Genomic DNA, 17,092 nt, shown 5'->3' on the forward strand with positions numbered 1-17,092 from the left:
CTGTTACACTCCCCCTATGTTCGGACTCATCCTCGAAATGTTCAGATCGGCGATCATTGTTGGCGCCGCAGTTTTGGTTTGCTATGTGCTCGGAAAGATCTTCAGGAAAAAAGTCAGGTATGTGACCATGCTCGGTTTTGCCTGCACCGCATTCCTGCTGCTGGTATTTTTGAAGATGACCTCTTTCTATTTTATTTCCGGGGGATACGAGTACAGGAGCTTACCTGTGCGATCACCTGTTGACATCAAAGAAACCGACGTTGGCACCTTCATCAATGCCCCTGCCCCAAATACAGGCGCAGGCAAATACGATATTGACCGCCTCGCTATTTCGCGCAGCAACCAGACCATTTATTTCCGGGCGAAAGATGTTCCTGACACTGTTTTTGCATACAACTACAAGACCTTCGAGCTCAAGCCCGCCAAACAACAGGTTGCGTTGTTTGAATTCGACGAACTGTATTCAAACTACCACAACAAGATCATTGCACCCGCGTATTTTTTGTTTGTGATCGTTTGTTTTTTAGTGATGATCTTCTTCCGCAAACGTGAAAGAGAAAAGGATGATTCAACAGGTTTCACGGACTAACAGTTGGCTGCAGGATATCTCCATCAATAGACACAAAGCTTGCGAACTGCAGCAAGCATTTTTGCGTTACCATCTGCGCAATTGGCCCTTGTCGAAGACCCATGTGGCCGTAACGATTTTTTGTTCATCGGTCAATTCATACCACGGTCCCATCTTTGTATTTACAGGGTTCAATACAATATGCATATCCTGCGCGGGCATATAACCTTCTGCGAGCAGGTAGATCTTTTTCCCAGTTGATCGCTGTACGGCCATGTCTACCACTATTTCCGCATGTCCCGGTGCACCGCCTTTTACAAACACATCTCCGGCCTGCATTGAGTAGACATCGTTCACCCGTTTCATCGATTGCTCCAGCGTGTAACTGCCGCAGTACACGAAAACGGTTTCCATGAATTTCAAAAAACTGCCGCGGGTATCTGCGGCGTTGTTCTTGAGATAAGCCGCGAACTGGTAGTAAGTCCGGTCACCTTTCAAAAACCGGATGCTGTCGTACATCCCTTTACCAAAAAAATATTCACCACGCAATCGCATCACCGCATCTGCGCATTGCTGAAGGTCTTTGGCACCGGTAGAAACATCGAGTACGGCATAATGCAGCGATTGATTCGGTTTTACGGCGCCGTTGTAGAAATAAATGGTTTTGTCTTTGCGCAGCGGAAGCCTGCGCAGGTATTCTGCGAACGACCCCGGCGCTACGGGAACCCGCTCAAACCCTTGCGGCAAAGGGATGTCCGCAACCGATCGCATCGAAACATCAAACGCAGGAAAGGTGATAGGTGTGGCGGCGAAGGAAAAGAACAGGAGCAGCCTGCAAATAGCGGTAAGCATAGCATTGGTTTTTTCAATGATTCATCCACCGGAATTTTTCACAAACGCATGCTGTTAAACTTCTCAGTATTTTTACGGATGCGTTTTTTTGTCGATCAATTGCAGCGGAACATACAACTACCTGAACACCCCATGCGCATTGTTTCGCTGGTGCCTTCGCAAACGGAGTTGCTGGCAGACCTGGGGCTGGAAGAAGAAGTGATCGGCATTACCAAATTTTGTGTGCATCCCGGGGAATGGTTCAGGAGCAAGACAAGGATCGGCGGCACCAAAACGGTGAACATAGAACTGGTGAGAACGTTACGGCCCGATCTTATCATTGCCAACAAGGAAGAGAATGTAAAGGAGCAGATCAACGCGCTGGAGGCCATTGCACCGGTTTGGGTAAGCGACGTGAACAACATCAACGATGCACTCCAAATGATCGAAAGCATCGGCCGCATTACGCATAAAAATACGGAAGCGGAACGATTGACCGCCCGGTTGAAAGATGATCTTGCGGCAATGGCGCAACCCAAAGAAAAAATACGCACGGCTTATCTCATCTGGAAAGACCCTTATATGGCCGCCGGCGGCGACACTTTTATCAGCGATGTGCTGCGCCTGGCCGGGTTTGAAAATGTATTACAGTCGGAACCGCGCTATCCTTCTGTCACTCCCGAAATATTGCGCGAAAAAGAAACAGCTCTTGTAATGCTCTCATCCGAGCCTTATCCTTTCAAACAAAAACACGTTGATGAGCTGCAGGCACAACTGCCAGGAGCAAAGATCATTTGCGTAGACGGCGAGATCTTCAGCTGGTATGGGAGCAGGATGAAATACATGAAGGATTATATCGCGCAATTGCGGCTTTCATAGGAAAAGCTAACAACCGTTTGCGCCACTTAAAGTATCTTGCCCATCCATCAAACAATAGCTATACCCATGAAAAAATACAGTGCCGGCGTTCTTTTTGGTAAAGAACTGGAAGCGTTATACAACGACGCAAAAGACAATGAGTTTGCGCTCCCTGCGGTGAATACGATCGGTACCAATACCATCAATGCCGTATTGGAAACAGCGGCCAAGGTAAACTCGCCCGTGATCATCCAGTTCTCCAACGGAGGCGCGCAGTTCATCGCGGGAAAGGGCATGCCGAACGACCAGTTGCAGGCCAATATTTCCGGCGGCATCTCCGGCGCCCTGCATATTCACAATGTGGCCAAACACTATGGCGTTCCGGTGGTATTGCATACCGACCATGCCGCTAAAAAATGGCTGCCATGGGTAAGTGGTTTGATCGATGCGGGCGAACAGTTCTACAAAGAAAAAGGGCAACCGCTTTTCAGCTCGCATATGCTCGATCTCTCTGAAGAACCGATCGAAGAGAACATCCATACTTCTGTTGAATTCTACAAACGCATGGCGCCGCTCGGTATGAGCATCGAAATTGAACTCGGTGTTACGGGTGGCGAAGAAGACGGCGTTGACAACAGCGGCATCGAAAACGATAAACTGTACACGCAACCGCAACACGTTGCCTACTCTTATACCGAACTCAGCAAAGTAGGTAACTTATTTACCGTTGCCGCCGCCTTTGGAAATGTGCACGGGGTGTACAGTCCAGGTAATGTGGAGTTAAGACCCGTGATCCTGAAAAACAGCCAGGACTATATTGAGCAGGAACTGAAAACAAAAAAGAAACCTGTATACTTTGTGTTCCACGGCGGAAGCGGCTCACCGCAGCACCAGATCCGCGAAGCGATCAGTTATGGTGCCATCAAAATGAACATCGATACCGATCTGCAATGGGCGTTCTGGGAAGGCATTCACCAGTTCTACCAAAAGAATGAAGCTTACCTGCAAGGACAACTCGGCAATCCCGAAGGGCCGGAAAAACCAAACAAAAAATACTACGATCCGCGCGTATGGCTGCGCAAAGCAGAAGAAAGTTTCAGCAAGCGTTTGGAAGTGGCTTTCGAAGACCTGAACTGCATCAACAGGAACGCATAGCAATACAAGACAAGATCATAAGCATACAAGAACAAGGCACAGGTTTTAACAAGCTTGTGCCTTGTGTGTTTCTCACACATTCTTTGGCCAAAAAAACAAGGGATATTTTTTGGCATACTAACAATTGTTAGCAACCTTTGTGAACCGCTTTCAGCGATTGCTAAAACCAAAAAATCTTCTTCATGCCTAACCAGAAACTTCTTGATCTTTTGGGCGATTCAGCCGCCTATCTTCTCGACCACAAGTGTACAACGATCGATAAAAACGGGATCCATTTGCCTGCGCCCACGCATGTGGACGATATCTGGATCAACAGCAACCGGAGCAACCAGACCCTGCGCAGCCTGCAGTCGCTCCTCGACCATGGCCGCCTGGGTGGAACGGGATACTGCAGTATTTTCCCGGTGGACCAGGGGATTGAACACAGCGGTGGTTCGGCATTTGCCCCCAACCCGATCTATTTCGATCCAGAGAACATCATCAAGCTCGCCATCGAAGGCGGCTGCAATGGCGTTGCTTCTACGTATGGTGTGTTGGGATTGATGAGCCGCAAGTATGCGCACAAGATCCCGTTCATTGTAAAGATAAACCACAACGAGTTTCTGAGCATGCCCAACCGTTTCGACCAGACCATGTTCGGAACCATTAAAAGCGCATGGAACATGGGCGCTGTTGCCGTGGGCGCAACGATCTACTGGGGAAGTGCAGAAAGTTCGCGCCAGCTCAAAGAAGTGGCTGAAGCCTTCGAAATGGCGCATGAGCTTGGCATGGCTACGATACTCTGGTGCTATCTGCGCAACGAAGGTTTTAAAGTAGATGGCGTGGATTATCATACCGCTGCAGATCTTACCGGGCAGGCAAACCACCTGGGCGTAACGCTGCAGGCAGACATCATCAAGCAGAAATTACCTACCAATAACGGGGGGTACCTTGCTACGAAACATGGCAAGACCAACAAACTTGTTTACGAAAAACTAACCACCGATCACCCGATCGATCTTTGCCGTTACCAGGTGCTCAATTGCTACAACGGGCGCATTGGCCTCATCAACTCAGGGGGCGAGAGCAAGGGCGCGAGCGATATGGCCGAAGCAGTTACCACCGCGGTGATCAACAAACGCGCCGGCGGCATGGGCCTTATCCTCGGCCGCAAAGCCTTCCAGCGCCCGATGAACGAGGGGATCGAAATGCTCAATGCAATACAGGATATTTACCTCGACCCATCCGTTACGATAGCATAAGAACCAGGAGCCGGGAGTTGGCGGTGGTAAAATCATCCCACCCCTAACTCCCGGCTCCAAACTACTGACTCCTCAAGCGTTTTTCCTTATCTTCACCGCCCCAATCGAAGACCGTTATGAAAAAAGAACGTGAAGAAGATTTTGAAGCCAACCTGACAGGTGACGAAAGCCAGGGCGAGGACCAGGCGAAACCCCGTTGGTTCAACCGGATCAGGAAAGGTATTTTGACTTCTACGGCTGATAAAAAAGAAACACCGGAGGGCCTGTGGAACAAGTGCCCCGAGTGCAACTACATCTGCACCACCAGCGAACTCAAAGAAAACCTCTACGTTTGCCCCAAATGCAACCACCACCACCGCATTGGCAGCGAAGAATATTTCGAGATCATATTCGACAACAAAGAATATACTGAACTATTCGGGAACATCCAGAGCATCGACAAGCTCGGCTTCACCGATCTCAAACCATACCAGAAACGCCTCGACGATATTCATTCGAAAACCGATCTGAAAGATTCCATGCGTGTTGGCGTTGGTAAGGCCAATGGCGAAGGACTTGTGGTGGCCTGTATGGATTTCGAATTCATCGGCGGATCGCTGGGTAGCGTTATGGGAGAAAAATTCAGTCGCGCGGTAGACTACTGCATCGAACACAGGCTCCCCTATCTCGTCATCAGTAAAAGCGGTGGCGCAAGAATGATGGAGAGCGCGTTCAGTCTTATGCAGCTCGCCAAAACCAGTGGTAAACTTTCGCAGTTGAGCGATGCCAAACTGCCTTACATATCGTTGCTTACCGACCCTACCTTCGGTGGCATCTCCGCAAGTTTCGGAATGCTCGGCGACCTGAATATCGCCGAACCCGGCGCCCTGATCGGGTTTGCGGGGCCCCGCGTGATCAAGGAAACCATCAAAAAAGACCTTCCGGAAGGCTTCCAGCGCAGCGAATTTTTGCTGGAGCACGGCTTTCTCGATTTTATCGTTGACAGGAAAAACCTGAAAGACAAACTTGCACAAATGGTGCTGCTTTTTAGGAGCTAAACCCCTGTTATTAATTATTAATTAGGAATTAGGAATTAATAATTGAGAGGAGTGCTTTTATGTAAATGAGCCGGTGCCGATTGTTTATACTGATTATTCATTTTATTCATTTGCTAATTTGCACGCTGTGGAAATGAACAACCGTCAAGCCTATTTCAATTACCACATAGAAGACAAATATGTGGCGGGAATTGCTTTGATGGGAACCGAGGTAAAATCCATCCGTGCGGGCAAACTGAGTTTCAATGATTCGTTTTGTTTGTTCGATAAAGGAGAACTGTGGGTGCGCGCACTTTTTATCGCATCGTATTCGCATGGCACATCCAACAACCACATAGAGGTACACGACAGGAAATTGCTGCTCAATAAGCGCGAACTGAACAAACTGCAGACACGCATGAAAGAGAAAGGCTACACCATTATACCTCTGAAAGTTTTCTTTAACGAGAAGAACCTGGTAAAAGTGGAGATCGGCCTGGGCCGCGGTAAGAAATTACACGACAAAAGAGAGACGATCAAAAGCCGTGATGTTGAAAAAGAGATCAAACGTTACCTGAAATAATCAAGGTACAAATGGCATGTAGATCTTTATTTGCGCTTTGCTTATTCATCTTCCCTTTTGTATTTCGGCTTTCGTTCTTCTTTGTAATCGAGTTGTTCGATGAGTGCTTCCGGGGTGGGATTTTTGGTTACCGATACTGCTACCTGGAACAACGCGATGATCAGCAGCACAGACCCCACCAATTCCCCCCAGGTGATCCAATAACCCCACCACGCATATACCGCGCCTTTTGCGGGTGCATTGGTTTCGTAGATCACTTCTGCTTTGTCGCCCTCCGCCCAGTTCCTGAAAACATAACGCGCATCTATGGCATAATTTTTTAAACCTGCCCTGTACAGGGCCTTGGGGATGGAGCGTTTGGTAAGACTGTCTACCGACCAGTGAATAACAGCCGGTACTTTTTCTCCATCAAAATAATCGGGTTGGCGTGTGAATAAAATGTAACATCCGAAACAGACGAGATATAATATAAAGACAAGTTTATTCAAGCTTCGAAATTACAAAAGATAGCCACAGATTGCACAGATTAACACAGTTGATTGTTGTGGTATAGATTAATCAGCGATAACTAGCGCTGGCCTCAATTTTGCATCACTAATTCAAACCCAAAAACCATGGAAAAAAAACCTCAAATACCCGAAAACCAGGACGACAAATCACGGCTCAACGACGAGCCCCTGGAGAAAGAAGTGGATATCGACAGCAAGATCCACGAAACTTCACCCAATCTGATACAGAAAGAGGACCATCATATCCCGATTGATGATGAAGTCAAGAACGGCTGATCACCGAATAAGAATAAGAAGCAAGAGAAAAGCAACAGGAACAACGTGCATTGTATGCCCTATGTTCCTGTTGCTTTTTTTACATTAGTCTTCCACTTCTTCGGTGGTGGTGGTTCTGCGAACATTGCCACCCCTGTCTGTTGTGGTTGTAGTAACCCTTGACCTTCTTGAGCTTCCGCTCAGCAAAAGGATCAGCAGGAGAAGTACAACTGCACCGGCAACCCAGAGCCAGTTCTGGCTGAACCAGGAGCCTACTTCTTCTCCTTTGATCTCGGCTTTTACATCCTGCGCCCATAAAAGGTTGAGGGATGCCACTAACAGAAATGCTACTGCGAATAGCTTATGTTTCATGTTCAATACTGTTTTCATAAAAAATGTTTTGATAACAGTATTTAAATAATCGTGCCGTGGGGAGGAAAAGGCCTTAGCAGGCTTTCGTTTTGTGGTTCACCACTCCAACCGTTTTTAAACGTTGGGGAAGTCTTTATCAAACGTTTAAACGGAATTTGATATCCGCATGGCATTTTCCATAGGCGCACAAAAAAGCCCGTTCAGCAGAACGGGCCTGTTATTCATGGTTGGGTAGTTTAATTGGCAAGGCTCCTGAAATCCACCGGAACCAGTTTACTTACGCCGGGCTCCTGCATGGTTACACCGTAGATCACATCAACCGCGCTCATGGTTTGCTTATTGTGTGTTACGATGATGAACTGCGAGTTGTCACTGAATTTCTTGATCATTTGTGTGAACTTACCAACGTTCGCATCATCCAGCGGCGCATCAACCTCATCGAGGATACAGAATGGCGCCGGTTTGATGAGGTAGATCGAGAACAGCAAGGCGGTTGCCGTTAATGTCTTCTCTCCTCCACTCAGCTGTGTGATAGAAGATGGGCGTTTACCTTTTGGTTTGGCTATGATCTCGATCCCTGTTTCCGCAAGGTTCTCGGGGTTCACAAGTATCATATCGGCCGTATCCTCTTCTGTAAACAATGCCTTGAACACTTTCTGGAAATTCTCACGCACCTGGTTAAATGTGTCGAGAAACTGCTGGTTCGCGGTTGCTTCCACTTCCTGGATGGTTTGCAACAGGCTTTCTTTTGCGGATACAAGGTCATTTTTCTGTTCGAGAATGAACTCGTACCGCTTCTTCATTTCCATGTATGCTTCAATTGCAGTAGGGTTCACTTCGCCCATATTGTCCAAACGCTTGCGCATCCTGTCTGAACTGTTCTGCAATTCTTCGAGTGTTGTATCGGTTGTTCTTTCCTGGTCAAGGATCTCGTCAAGTTCTACTTTGAATTCAACGCTCAGCCTTTCCTTCATTCCCGCGAGCTGGAGTTTCAACTCGTTCAGCTTGTCTTTGATCTCTGTTACGAGATGATCGATCATCTCCTTGCTCTTCACTTTCAAACGAAGCTCACTTTCTTTCTCCTGCAATGCATTGCGGAGATTGTAATAGGCCTGGTCGGCCTCGTTGAGTTTCTTTTCTTCCTCGTCTTTCCTGCGCAACATCTCCAGCAACAGTTCTTCCGAACCTACCAGCGCTTTCTCGCTTTCTTCAATGTTGGCGGATGCTTCAGACAACTGGGTGGTGTTGTTGCCGATCTGCGCATGCAGGTCGTTCAATTGGTTTTCCTTGAACACCAACTCCTGTTTCAGGGTGGTGATCTTGCTCTGTTGCCTTGTTAGCTGCAGGTTTGTTTCGTTGTATTGAACGGAAGCAAGGTTGTATTCGTGCTCCGACGATTGGTAATCCTGCTCCACCGTTTTCAATTCCTCAGCTGTTGTCTGCAATTGCCCGTTCAGGCTATGGAATTCTTCGCGTGTGGTTGCGATCGCTTCGTGTTCTGCTTCGAGGCGTTGCTCCAGGTCCTCGAGTCTCTGCAACCCGTTCTGTTGTGCGGCCTGTAAATTCTCGATCCTGTTTTTTGCAGCAAACACCTGGTTGGTAAGCTGGTTGATCTCGTTCTCGGTTTGTTTGATCACGTTCTCTTTCAACTGGTCGTTGAACGCGATCACTTCGTTGTGCTTCGCCTGTATATCTGATTTCAGCAGGTTAACGATCGCCTCCTGGTCCGAGATCTCTTCCGATAATTTCTCAAGGTTTTTCGCACGGCCGATCTTCTTTCCTTCAAACAAACCAACGCTTCCGCCGGTGAGCGTGTATTTCCCTTTTACGTATTTACCGTGTTTCTCCAATACCACTGCGCCATTGCTGTTGGCGATCGCTTCGTCGTTCTCTGCGATGTAAACGTTTGCCAGCAGGTACTCGGCAAGTTTGCGGTATTGCTCATCCACTTCAATCACATCCATCGCTTTGATGGTATCGTTCGGCTGGTGCGTTTCAACCCGGTTGTCTGCAAACTTCTCTAGCATGAAGAAATTCGCTTTTCCTTTTTTATTGGCATCCAGCAGGTGAACGGCCTGCAAACCTTCCTCCAGGTTATTTACAACATAATAGTTGAGGTAAGGTTCCAGTACATTTTCAACAGCAGTGCGGTATTCTTCTTTTACGTAGATGATGTCTGACAAGATCGGCGCCGCATGGTTCCACTCCGGGTTTTTGTGCAGGAACTTGATGCTCTCGGGGTATCCTTCCATCGAATCGATCAAACTCTTCAACAAATTGTATTCGTTGCGTTTTGAATCGAGTTTGCGGTTCTCTTCGTTCAGTTCGTTTCTCAAAACCTCGAGCTGTGCCTGGGTTTCAAATATCTGCTCCTTTGTTTTTTCCTGGTGCTCCTGCAATTGCTGCAGGTCTATGCGTTTTGCCTCGAGCGTGGTTTCTTTTTCTTCGAGCTCGATGGTTAACTGCTGCAGTTGCGACTCGCGGTTTTGTTTCTCATCGTTCAATTGCGCCTGCGCCCTTTGCAGGTTCAGGATAGAAGTATCTGCTACCGCCACTTTTTTCTCCGCATCAAACTGGCTGCGCTGGATCTGCTGGTAACGGTTGCGCAAAGAATCGAGGCCGCTTCTTTTTTCATCGAAGCTGCGGCGTTTTTCTTCTACCTCCAGTTTGGTAGATTCCACCTTATCCTGCAGCTCCAGTAAATTCGATTCTTCCTCGCCAACCTGTATCTGCGTGTACTCAATTGAATCGCCGATGGTTTTTAATTGCCCTTCTGCCTTCTCCAGGAATTCTTTCAGACTTCCTTCTTTCTCCTTGAGGTAATGCAATTTCTGCGTAGCAAGGTTTTTTTCGTTTTCCCTGGTACGCAATTCCTGCAGGTATTCGTTGAACTCGTGCTGCATGCTTTGGAGCGCGCGTTCTTTTTCAACAAACCCTACTTTCTCCTGTTCAATCGCAGCTTCGTCTGTTGCGATCTCCGCTTCGAGCCGGATCTTTTTATCGGACTCGGCATCCTGCTGTTCGTTCAATTCCTTATAAGTGATGTTGAAACCTTCAAGCGAAGCTTTCGCAAGCTCGATCGCAACTTCCTTGTATTCTTTTTTGATCTCGTAAAACTTCTCTGCTTTTTTTGCCTGGTTCTCGAGCGTTTTTAACTGGTTATTGATCTCGAACAACAGGTCCTCAATGCGTGCAAGATCCTGCTCGGTTGCATCGAGTTTGTTTTTCGCTTCCTTCTTTCTTGTTTTGTAAATGGTGATGCCGGCGGCCTGTTCCAACATCCTCCGGCGGCTGTTTTCCTTGTCTTTGATGATGTCATCCACCATACCCAGTTCAATGATGGCGTAGCTGTCTGTGCTCACACCCGTATCGAGAAACAGGTTGTGAATGTCTTTCAAACGGCAGGTAACATCATTAAGGCGGTATTCGCTCTCACCGTTCTTGTAAAAACGGCGCGTAACGGTAACGGTATTGAATTCTGTAGGCAACAGGTTCTTTGTATTCTCAAAAGTGAGGCTCACTTCGGCCAGGCCGCTTGCGCTGCGGGTCTTGCTCCCGTTAAAAACAAGCGCTTCGAGGTTCTCACTGCGCAGGGCAGAGATTTTCTGCTCCCCGATCACCCAGCGGATGGAATCGATGATGTTACTTTTACCACAACCGTTCGGCCCGATGATCCCTGTAATACCTTCGTCAAAACTGACAACGGTCTTATCAGCAAAACTTTTAAATCCTTTGATCTCTAATGACTTTAATCTCACGTCTATCCTTTTTAAGTACCTGCGAACTTACAGTAAATGGGATACAAAATCAGAAGAGAAAAAAAGGCTGTGTATAAGAGGTGGGTAATTATGAGGTATCTATTGTAAATGACTGATATTCAATACAAGAACGCGTATTGCCAGGAATCTGTGTTGCCACGGATTTCACGGATTTTCACAGAGAAAAAAGGGATGGTATTTGTGGCGGCAAACTCTGTGAAAATCCGTGAAATCCGTGGCAAAAAAAAACGAACAATGGCCTGTGGGTTTATATTTGTTTCAAAGCCCTTCCTTTGCCCACGATTATTTTCACGGTAACCAACGATCTCAACTACGACCAGCGCATGCACCGCATCGCCGGTTCATTGTCCGCTGCCGGATACCGGGTATTGCTGGTGGGCCGCCACAGAAAAGGGAGCCTTCCGCTTGTTGAAAAAAGTTTCTCCCAAAAAAGGCTGCGCTGTGTTTTCTCCGCGGGACTCCTTTTTTATGCGGAGTTCAACCTAAGGCTTTTCTTCTTTTTGCTGTTCCGCAAAGCGGATGTTGTTTGCGCGATCGATCTAGACACCATACTTCCCGTCTATTTTACAACGCTCATCAAAAACCAAAAAAGGGTATACGATGCACATGAGTTGTTTACCGAACAGAAAGAGGTTCTTACGCGGAGGTTGATCCATGCCATATGGCTGGCCATTGAACGTTTCGCGGTGCCGCGGTTCAGGAACGGATACACGGTCAACAATTTTATTGCCGGAGAACTGACGCGCCGGTATGGCGTTGGGTATGCGGTTGTGAGAAACCTGCCGCGGTTAAGTGTTCTTCCTGTTATCAAAGAGAAAAAAGAAAAATGGATCCTCTACCAGGGCTCGGTAAACGAGGGCCGTTGTTTCGAAACCCTGATCCCTGCGATGAAAGATGTTGATGCCAAACTGGTTGTTTGCGGCGAAGGCAACTTTTTTGAACAGGCGCGCGCACTTACTAAAAAGCTGGGCCTTGAACAAAAGATCGAGTTCAGGGGTTATGTACTGCCGGGCGACCTGGCCAAACTCACCCCAACTGCGCACATCGGCCTTACGCTTTTTGAACAGGAGGGCATGAACCAGTACCAATCGCTCGCCAACCGTTTTTTTGATTACACAATGGCAGGTGTGCCCCAGGTTTGCGTTAATTACCCTGAGTATGCCGCAATCAACGATCAGTACCACATCATGTACCCGGTAAACAGCACAGACCCGGATACGCTTGCCCGTGCAATGAACAATTTGATGGCCGATGATGTTTTTTATGAAGAACTCAGGCTCAACTGCCTCAAAGCAAGGACCATTCTTAACTGGGAAACGGAAGAAAAAAAATTGCTCGGATTTTATAAGTTACTGTAATGGAGAAGCACCTGCATATCATCTCGTTCAACGTACCCTTTCCCGCCGATTACGGCGGCGCGGTGGATGTTTTTTATAAGATCAAAGCACTCGCCGAGAACGGGGTTAACATCCATCTCCATTGTTTCGATTATGGCCGTGGTGAACAACCCAAGCTGGAGCAATACTGCCAGGAAGTGCATTACTACGAAAGATTTACCGGGCACAAAGGCATTTCCAATACATTACCTTATATCGTTGCCAGCAGGAAGAATGAAGCGCTTTTGCACAAGCTGCTCAAAGACGATCACCCTGTTTTAATGGAAGGTGTTCATTGTACCTGCCCTTTGCTCGATAAACGTTTCGACGACCGCAAATGTTTTGTGCGTTTGCACAACGTGGAGCATACCTATTACTATGATCTTCGCTGCTCCACATCCTCTCCCCTTAAAAAATTATATTTCTGGATGGAAAGCAGGCTGCTCAGGTCGTACGAAAGAAAGATCGCCCCAAGGGCAGCATTCATGGGCATTACAGCAGATGATGTTGCGATCTATCAAACAGAACTTGGTTGTAAGAATATTTCTTTGCTGCCTGTTTTTATTCCCGACTGGCAGGTACAATGCCCTGAGGGAATGGGCTCTTATTGTCTTTACCATGGCGATCTCAGTGTAGATGCGAATGAAAAGGCCGCCTTATGGCTGATCGATAAAATATTCAGTCAACTGCATGTACCCTTCGTGATCGCCGGTAAAAACCCCTCAGAAAAATTATATGCTGCTGCGCACGAGAACGGGCATACCTGCATCGTTGCCAATCCATCGGAAAAAGAGATCCAGGATATGATCGCCAAGGCGCATATCAATGTATTGCCGTCGTATACAACAACCGGTATCAAAATAAAATTACTGAATGCCCTCTTCAATGGCCGGCACTGCGTGGTAAACGATGCTACGGTGATGGGCAGCGGGTTGGAAAGTGCATGTCATACCGGAACCACGCCACATGCATTCAGAGACATTATCGCCCAATTGTATCACCAGCCATTCACAGGTGATGAGATCGAACTGAGGAAAAAGTTGTTGAATGATGCATTTGACAACCAAAAAGGCGCGGAAATGATCATCAGCAAAATATGGTGACCTACGCGGGAACTGCTGCACTATCGATTACCCTTCCACCTTCGGTTTTCAGCATGCGGGAAGGATAGCGGTTGATCACAATAAAATCGTGTGTGGCCATCAACACCGTGGTTCCATAATCTTTTGCGATCTGGATCAGCAACTGCATGATCTCGTCGCTTGTTTCGGGATCAAGGTTACCGGTTGGCTCATCGGCCAATATCAATTTGGGAGAATTTAAAAGTGCCCGGGCTATATCCACGCGTTGTTGTTCACCACCACTCATTTCAAAAGGCATTTTGAAACCCTTGCTGCGAAGGCCCACTTTATCCAGCACATCATTGATCTTTTCTTCGATCAGACGCTCATCCTGCCAACCCGTTGCCTTCAGTACAAAACGAAGGTTCTCATGCACGTTCCGGTCTGTAAGCAACTGGAAATCCTGGAACACAACACCCAGGTTCCGGCGGAGAAACGGTACTTTCTTCCAGTCCATCGTACGCAAATCAAACCCCACAACAGAACCCTCTCCTTCTGTAAGCGTAAGCTCACCATACAATGTTTTGAGCAGGGAGCTTTTGCCCGTTCCTGTTTTACCTACGAGGTAAACAAATTCGCCTTTGTTCACAGTAAAATTCACATCGCGCAATACGATGTTACCGCCCTGGTAAATATTGGCCCTTTGGATGGATACAACGGTGTCTGACATGGCTGTAATTTACTATTTATGATGAAATATGAGTGTTAAAAGTCGCGGATCCCGGTGGCCGGTCTTTTATCTTTTTGCCGGATTGTTCCTTACAAAAGGCCACTGGTCAACGGCCTTTTACCACGCTTTTGCTAATACACGATCTCCCCGAACGCTCCCTTCAGCACCAACACCGATCTCTCTGCTTCTTCCACGCGGCCCACGATCTTTGCTTCGATGTTGAATGGCTTTGCGGCATCGATCATCTTTTGTGCAGCGGCTTCGCTGGTGAATATTTCGAGGCGGTGCCCCATGTTGAAAACCTGGTACATCTCGCGGAGGTCGGCACCGGAATTTTCCCGGATCAGTTGGAAGATCGGTGGTATGGTAAAGAGATCGTCCTTTATGATCTTAAGCGGCCTGGGCAGGTATTTCATACACTTGGTTTGCCCGCCACCACTGCAGTGGATCAACCCGTTGATGTCATTGAAATATTCATCGAGCAATACTTTCAGCAATGGTGCATAGGTACGGGTGGGCGACAACAGCAATTTTCCCGCGCTGATCTTTTCCCCGTTGATATCGATCTCATCGGTCATTTTGCTTTTCCCGATGTATACCACCTCATTGCTTAATTTAGGTTCAAATGTTTCGGGGTATTTTTCTGCGTAATATTTATCGAGCACATCGTGCCGCGCACTGGTAAGGCCATTGCTGCCCAGCCCGCTGTTGTATTCTGTTTCGTAGGATGCCAGGCCGGAGCTCGCAAAACCAACGATCACATCGCCCGCTGCGATCTTGTCGTTGGTGATGAGCTTGTTCTTGGGCCAGCGCGAGGTCATGGTACCGTTTACTGCGATCGTGCGTACCACATCTCCCACATCTGCCGTTTCCCCGCCGAGGTAGTGGATGTTCACGCCAAAACCTTTCAGCCGGTCGAAAAATTCCTGTGTTCCGTTGATCACCGCCTGGAGCACTTCGCCGGTGATCAGCAATTTGTTCCGGTCGATGGTGGATGAAAAAAGAAAATGATCGGTAACACCCACGCAAAGCAGGTCGTCGAGGTTCATTGCCACCGCATCCTGGGCAATGCCTTTCCAAACGTTTACATCGCCGGTTTCTTTCCAGTAGAGATAGGCCAGTATGCTTTTGGTGCCGGCGCCGTCTGCGTGCATAATATTGACCCAATCCGGATCGCCGCACAAAAGATCAGCATAAATTTTACAGAAAGCATTCGGGTACAGGCCCTGGTCAAGCTTCTGAATAGCCGCATGAACCTCTTCTTTCTGGGCAGAAACACCGCGTTGTGCGTATAATGACATTTGGAACGTTGAGATTTGAGATTGCTGAATTTTTGAATCCGGGCAAAGGTAATGAAAGCAGGTGTTAGCCGTTGGGTTTTGGCCGTTAGTTTTCGAGTTTACCCAGCCAAAAAAACGGCCCGGTGCCAGCCACTAATACCTAATAGCTTACTTTTGCCCCTAATATGAAAGTTCACCGCGAATTGGCCGGGTCGCTGCCGGAATTTAAGCAAGCCGTAGTAACCATCGGTACTTTTGATGGCGTACATCTCGGGCACCGGCAGATCTTATCCCAACTGAAAGAGGAAGCGGCGCGTATTGGGGGCGAAACGGTGATCATCACTTTTCATCCGCATCCAAGGAAGATCATTTCGTCTGTGCCCGGCGACATCAAACTGCTCAACACCTTGCCCGAGAAGATAGCCCTGCTCGAAAAGGAAGGCATCGACCACCTGGTTGTTGTGCCGTTCGACCATGTTTTTGCAAACCAGACGGCGGAAGAATACGTTAAGGATTTTCTTTACAGGTATTTCAGGCCGCATACGGTGATCATTGGCTACGACCACCGTTTTGGCAAGGGCCGCGAAGGCGATTATCATTTGATGAAAACCTACGGGGAGAACCTGGGTTTTGAAGTAAAAGAGATTTCCGAACAACTGATCAACGAGATCGTTATCAGCTCAACCAAGATCCGCCGCGCATTGATGGAAAATGAGGTGGATACCGCCAACGAATTTCTCGGCTATCCCTATTTTTTTGAGGGAACGGTGATTGAAGGAAACAAGCTCGGCAGAACCATCGGCTATCCCACGGCCAATCTCCATGTGGCGAGTGAAGAAAAACTGATCCCCGGGGATGGCGTGTACGCCGTGACCTGCACAACCCGCCCACCCGGCGGCATGCAAAGCGTTGCTTACAAAGGCATGATGAACATCGGCCTGCGCCCGACGGTAGACGGTAAGAAACGGGTGATAGAGGTAAATATTTTTGATTTTGACAAAGACATATACGGCCAGACGCTCCAGGTGCATCTCCACAGCCACCTGCGCGGCGAAGTGAAATTCAATGGGCTCGATGCACTGAAAGCGCAACTGGAGAAAGACAAATCGCTGGCCACGGAAAAGCTGGCGCGGCACTGATCATTTTTTCTTTTTCTGGAACAAAAGCTCGGGATCAAAATCGATGATGTCGAGATAACTGTTCAACCCGAATACCCTGGCGAGTTTTTGTAAGGTACCGATCTTGACTTCCACCAATCCGTTCTCCCAGGTAGACAAGGTAGACCTCCCTATTCCCATTTCATTGGCCACATAACGCTGGTTGTAATTACGCAATTCTCTTATCAACCTGATGTTCCGCGCGATGCGGATCCGCTCCTCGCTTAGTTTATACATATATATAAGAATGAGAAAGCAATAGTAATGGGTTTCCCGCTCATAAAAAAGGGTGAAAACACGCAATATTTACGGTGAATTAAA

17 protein-coding genes are annotated in these 17,092 nt (G+C 47.8%); 10 read left to right on the top strand and 7 right to left on the bottom strand.

All coding sequences use genetic code 11. The features are described from left to right. Positions 1 to 16: 16 nt before the first annotated feature. Positions 17 to 589: a hypothetical protein gene (locus tag GWC95_RS14545; RefSeq protein ID WP_161819444.1), complete on the top strand. Its 573-nt coding sequence runs from the start codon at positions 17 to 19 to the stop codon at positions 587 to 589. Between the two features lie 66 nt (positions 590 to 655). Here the strand turns inward: GWC95_RS14545 and GWC95_RS14550 are convergent, their stop codons facing one another. Beyond that, positions 656 to 1,420: a DUF4846 domain-containing protein gene (locus tag GWC95_RS14550; RefSeq protein ID WP_161819445.1), complete on the bottom strand. Its 765-nt coding sequence runs from the start codon at positions 1,418 to 1,420 to the stop codon at positions 656 to 658. A gap of 78 nt (positions 1,421 to 1,498) precedes the next feature. Between GWC95_RS14550 and GWC95_RS14555 the strand changes: the two genes are divergently transcribed. The 5 genes from GWC95_RS14555 to smpB all read left to right on the top strand — a co-directional run bounded on the left by GWC95_RS14555 (position 1,499) and on the right by smpB (position 6,252). Beyond that, entirely contained in the window at positions 1,499 to 2,278 is a 780-nt protein-coding gene (locus tag GWC95_RS14555) for an ABC transporter substrate-binding protein (RefSeq protein ID WP_161819446.1), read from the top strand. A 66-nt stretch (positions 2,279 to 2,344) separates the two neighbouring features. Continuing rightward, on the top strand, positions 2,345 to 3,412 hold the full coding sequence (gene fbaA, locus GWC95_RS14560; RefSeq protein ID WP_161819447.1) for a class II fructose-bisphosphate aldolase: 1,068 nt from the start codon (positions 2,345 to 2,347) through the stop codon (positions 3,410 to 3,412). A 182-nt stretch (positions 3,413 to 3,594) separates the two neighbouring features. Further along, positions 3,595 to 4,653, top strand: a complete 1,059-nt coding sequence (locus GWC95_RS14565; RefSeq protein ID WP_161819448.1) for a class I fructose-bisphosphate aldolase — start codon at positions 3,595 to 3,597, stop codon at positions 4,651 to 4,653. Between the two features lie 116 nt (positions 4,654 to 4,769). Then, positions 4,770 to 5,690 carry an acetyl-CoA carboxylase, carboxyltransferase subunit beta gene (gene accD / locus GWC95_RS14570; RefSeq protein WP_161819449.1) on the top strand — a complete coding sequence of 307 codons (921 nt, stop codon included), beginning with the start codon at positions 4,770 to 4,772 and terminating at the stop codon, positions 5,688 to 5,690. A gap of 133 nt (positions 5,691 to 5,823) precedes the next feature. After that, on the top strand, positions 5,824 to 6,252 hold the full coding sequence (gene smpB, locus GWC95_RS14575; RefSeq protein WP_161819450.1) for an SsrA-binding protein: 429 nt from the start codon (positions 5,824 to 5,826) through the stop codon (positions 6,250 to 6,252). Between the two features lie 41 nt (positions 6,253 to 6,293). Here smpB and GWC95_RS14580 read toward each other — a convergent pair whose 3' ends face one another. Beyond that, the gene (locus tag GWC95_RS14580) at positions 6,294 to 6,740 is read right to left on the bottom strand and encodes a hypothetical protein (RefSeq protein ID WP_161819451.1); all 447 of its coding nucleotides are present in this window, start codon (positions 6,738 to 6,740) and stop codon (positions 6,294 to 6,296) included. 126 nt (positions 6,741 to 6,866) lie between these two features. Here GWC95_RS14580 and GWC95_RS14585 point away from each other — a divergent pair, with 126 nt between their 5' ends. Then, complete coding sequence (locus GWC95_RS14585) at positions 6,867 to 7,037, top strand: hypothetical protein (RefSeq protein WP_161819452.1); 171 nt, start codon at positions 6,867 to 6,869, stop codon at positions 7,035 to 7,037. An 84-nt stretch (positions 7,038 to 7,121) separates the two neighbouring features. On the opposite strand, the gene GWC95_RS14590 is transcribed toward GWC95_RS14585, so the two are convergent. Together GWC95_RS14590 and smc are read right to left on the bottom strand one after the other, a co-directional pair. Further along, the gene (locus GWC95_RS14590; RefSeq protein ID WP_161819453.1) at positions 7,122 to 7,406 is read right to left on the bottom strand and encodes a hypothetical protein; all 285 of its coding nucleotides are present in this window, start codon (positions 7,404 to 7,406) and stop codon (positions 7,122 to 7,124) included. A 218-nt stretch (positions 7,407 to 7,624) separates the two neighbouring features. After that, the gene (gene smc, locus GWC95_RS14595; protein ID WP_161819454.1) at positions 7,625 to 11,146 is read right to left on the bottom strand and encodes a chromosome segregation protein SMC; all 3,522 of its coding nucleotides are present in this window, start codon (positions 11,144 to 11,146) and stop codon (positions 7,625 to 7,627) included. Positions 11,147 to 11,439: 293 nt separating this feature from the next. Here smc and GWC95_RS14600 point away from each other — a divergent pair, with 293 nt between their 5' ends. Both GWC95_RS14600 and GWC95_RS14605 read left to right on the top strand, forming a co-directional pair. Further along, positions 11,440 to 12,525 (top strand): glycosyltransferase, encoded by a 1,086-nt coding sequence (locus GWC95_RS14600; protein ID WP_237722168.1) that lies wholly within the window; start codon positions 11,440 to 11,442, stop codon positions 12,523 to 12,525. After that, positions 12,525 to 13,646: a glycosyltransferase gene (locus GWC95_RS14605; RefSeq protein ID WP_161819455.1), complete on the top strand. Its 1,122-nt coding sequence runs from the start codon at positions 12,525 to 12,527 to the stop codon at positions 13,644 to 13,646. Before GWC95_RS14600 ends, GWC95_RS14605 begins: the two co-directional genes overlap by 1 nt. 1 nt (position 13,647) lies before the next feature. Here GWC95_RS14605 and GWC95_RS14610 read toward each other — a convergent pair whose 3' ends face one another. Together GWC95_RS14610 and GWC95_RS14615 are read right to left on the bottom strand one after the other, a co-directional pair. After that, a complete protein-coding gene (locus GWC95_RS14610) occupies positions 13,648 to 14,334 on the bottom strand; it encodes a cell division ATP-binding protein FtsE (protein WP_161819456.1) in 687 nt (228 codons plus the stop codon). 131 nt (positions 14,335 to 14,465) lie between these two features. Beyond that, positions 14,466 to 15,635: an AIR synthase related protein gene (locus GWC95_RS14615; protein ID WP_161819457.1), complete on the bottom strand. Its 1,170-nt coding sequence runs from the start codon at positions 15,633 to 15,635 to the stop codon at positions 14,466 to 14,468. Positions 15,636 to 15,799: 164 nt separating this feature from the next. Here GWC95_RS14615 and GWC95_RS14620 point away from each other — a divergent pair, with 164 nt between their 5' ends. After that, complete coding sequence (locus tag GWC95_RS14620) at positions 15,800 to 16,753, top strand: bifunctional riboflavin kinase/FAD synthetase (protein WP_161819458.1); 954 nt, start codon at positions 15,800 to 15,802, stop codon at positions 16,751 to 16,753. Here the strand turns inward: GWC95_RS14620 and GWC95_RS14625 are convergent, their stop codons facing one another. Beyond that, entirely contained in the window at positions 16,754 to 17,008 is a 255-nt protein-coding gene (locus GWC95_RS14625; RefSeq protein WP_161819459.1) for a helix-turn-helix domain-containing protein, read from the bottom strand. It lies immediately after the preceding gene. Positions 17,009 to 17,092 lie beyond the last annotated feature (84 nt).

This window comes from Sediminibacterium roseum, from assembly GCF_009939005.1.
Classification (GTDB): domain Bacteria; phylum Bacteroidota; class Bacteroidia; order Chitinophagales; family Chitinophagaceae; genus Sediminibacterium; species Sediminibacterium roseum.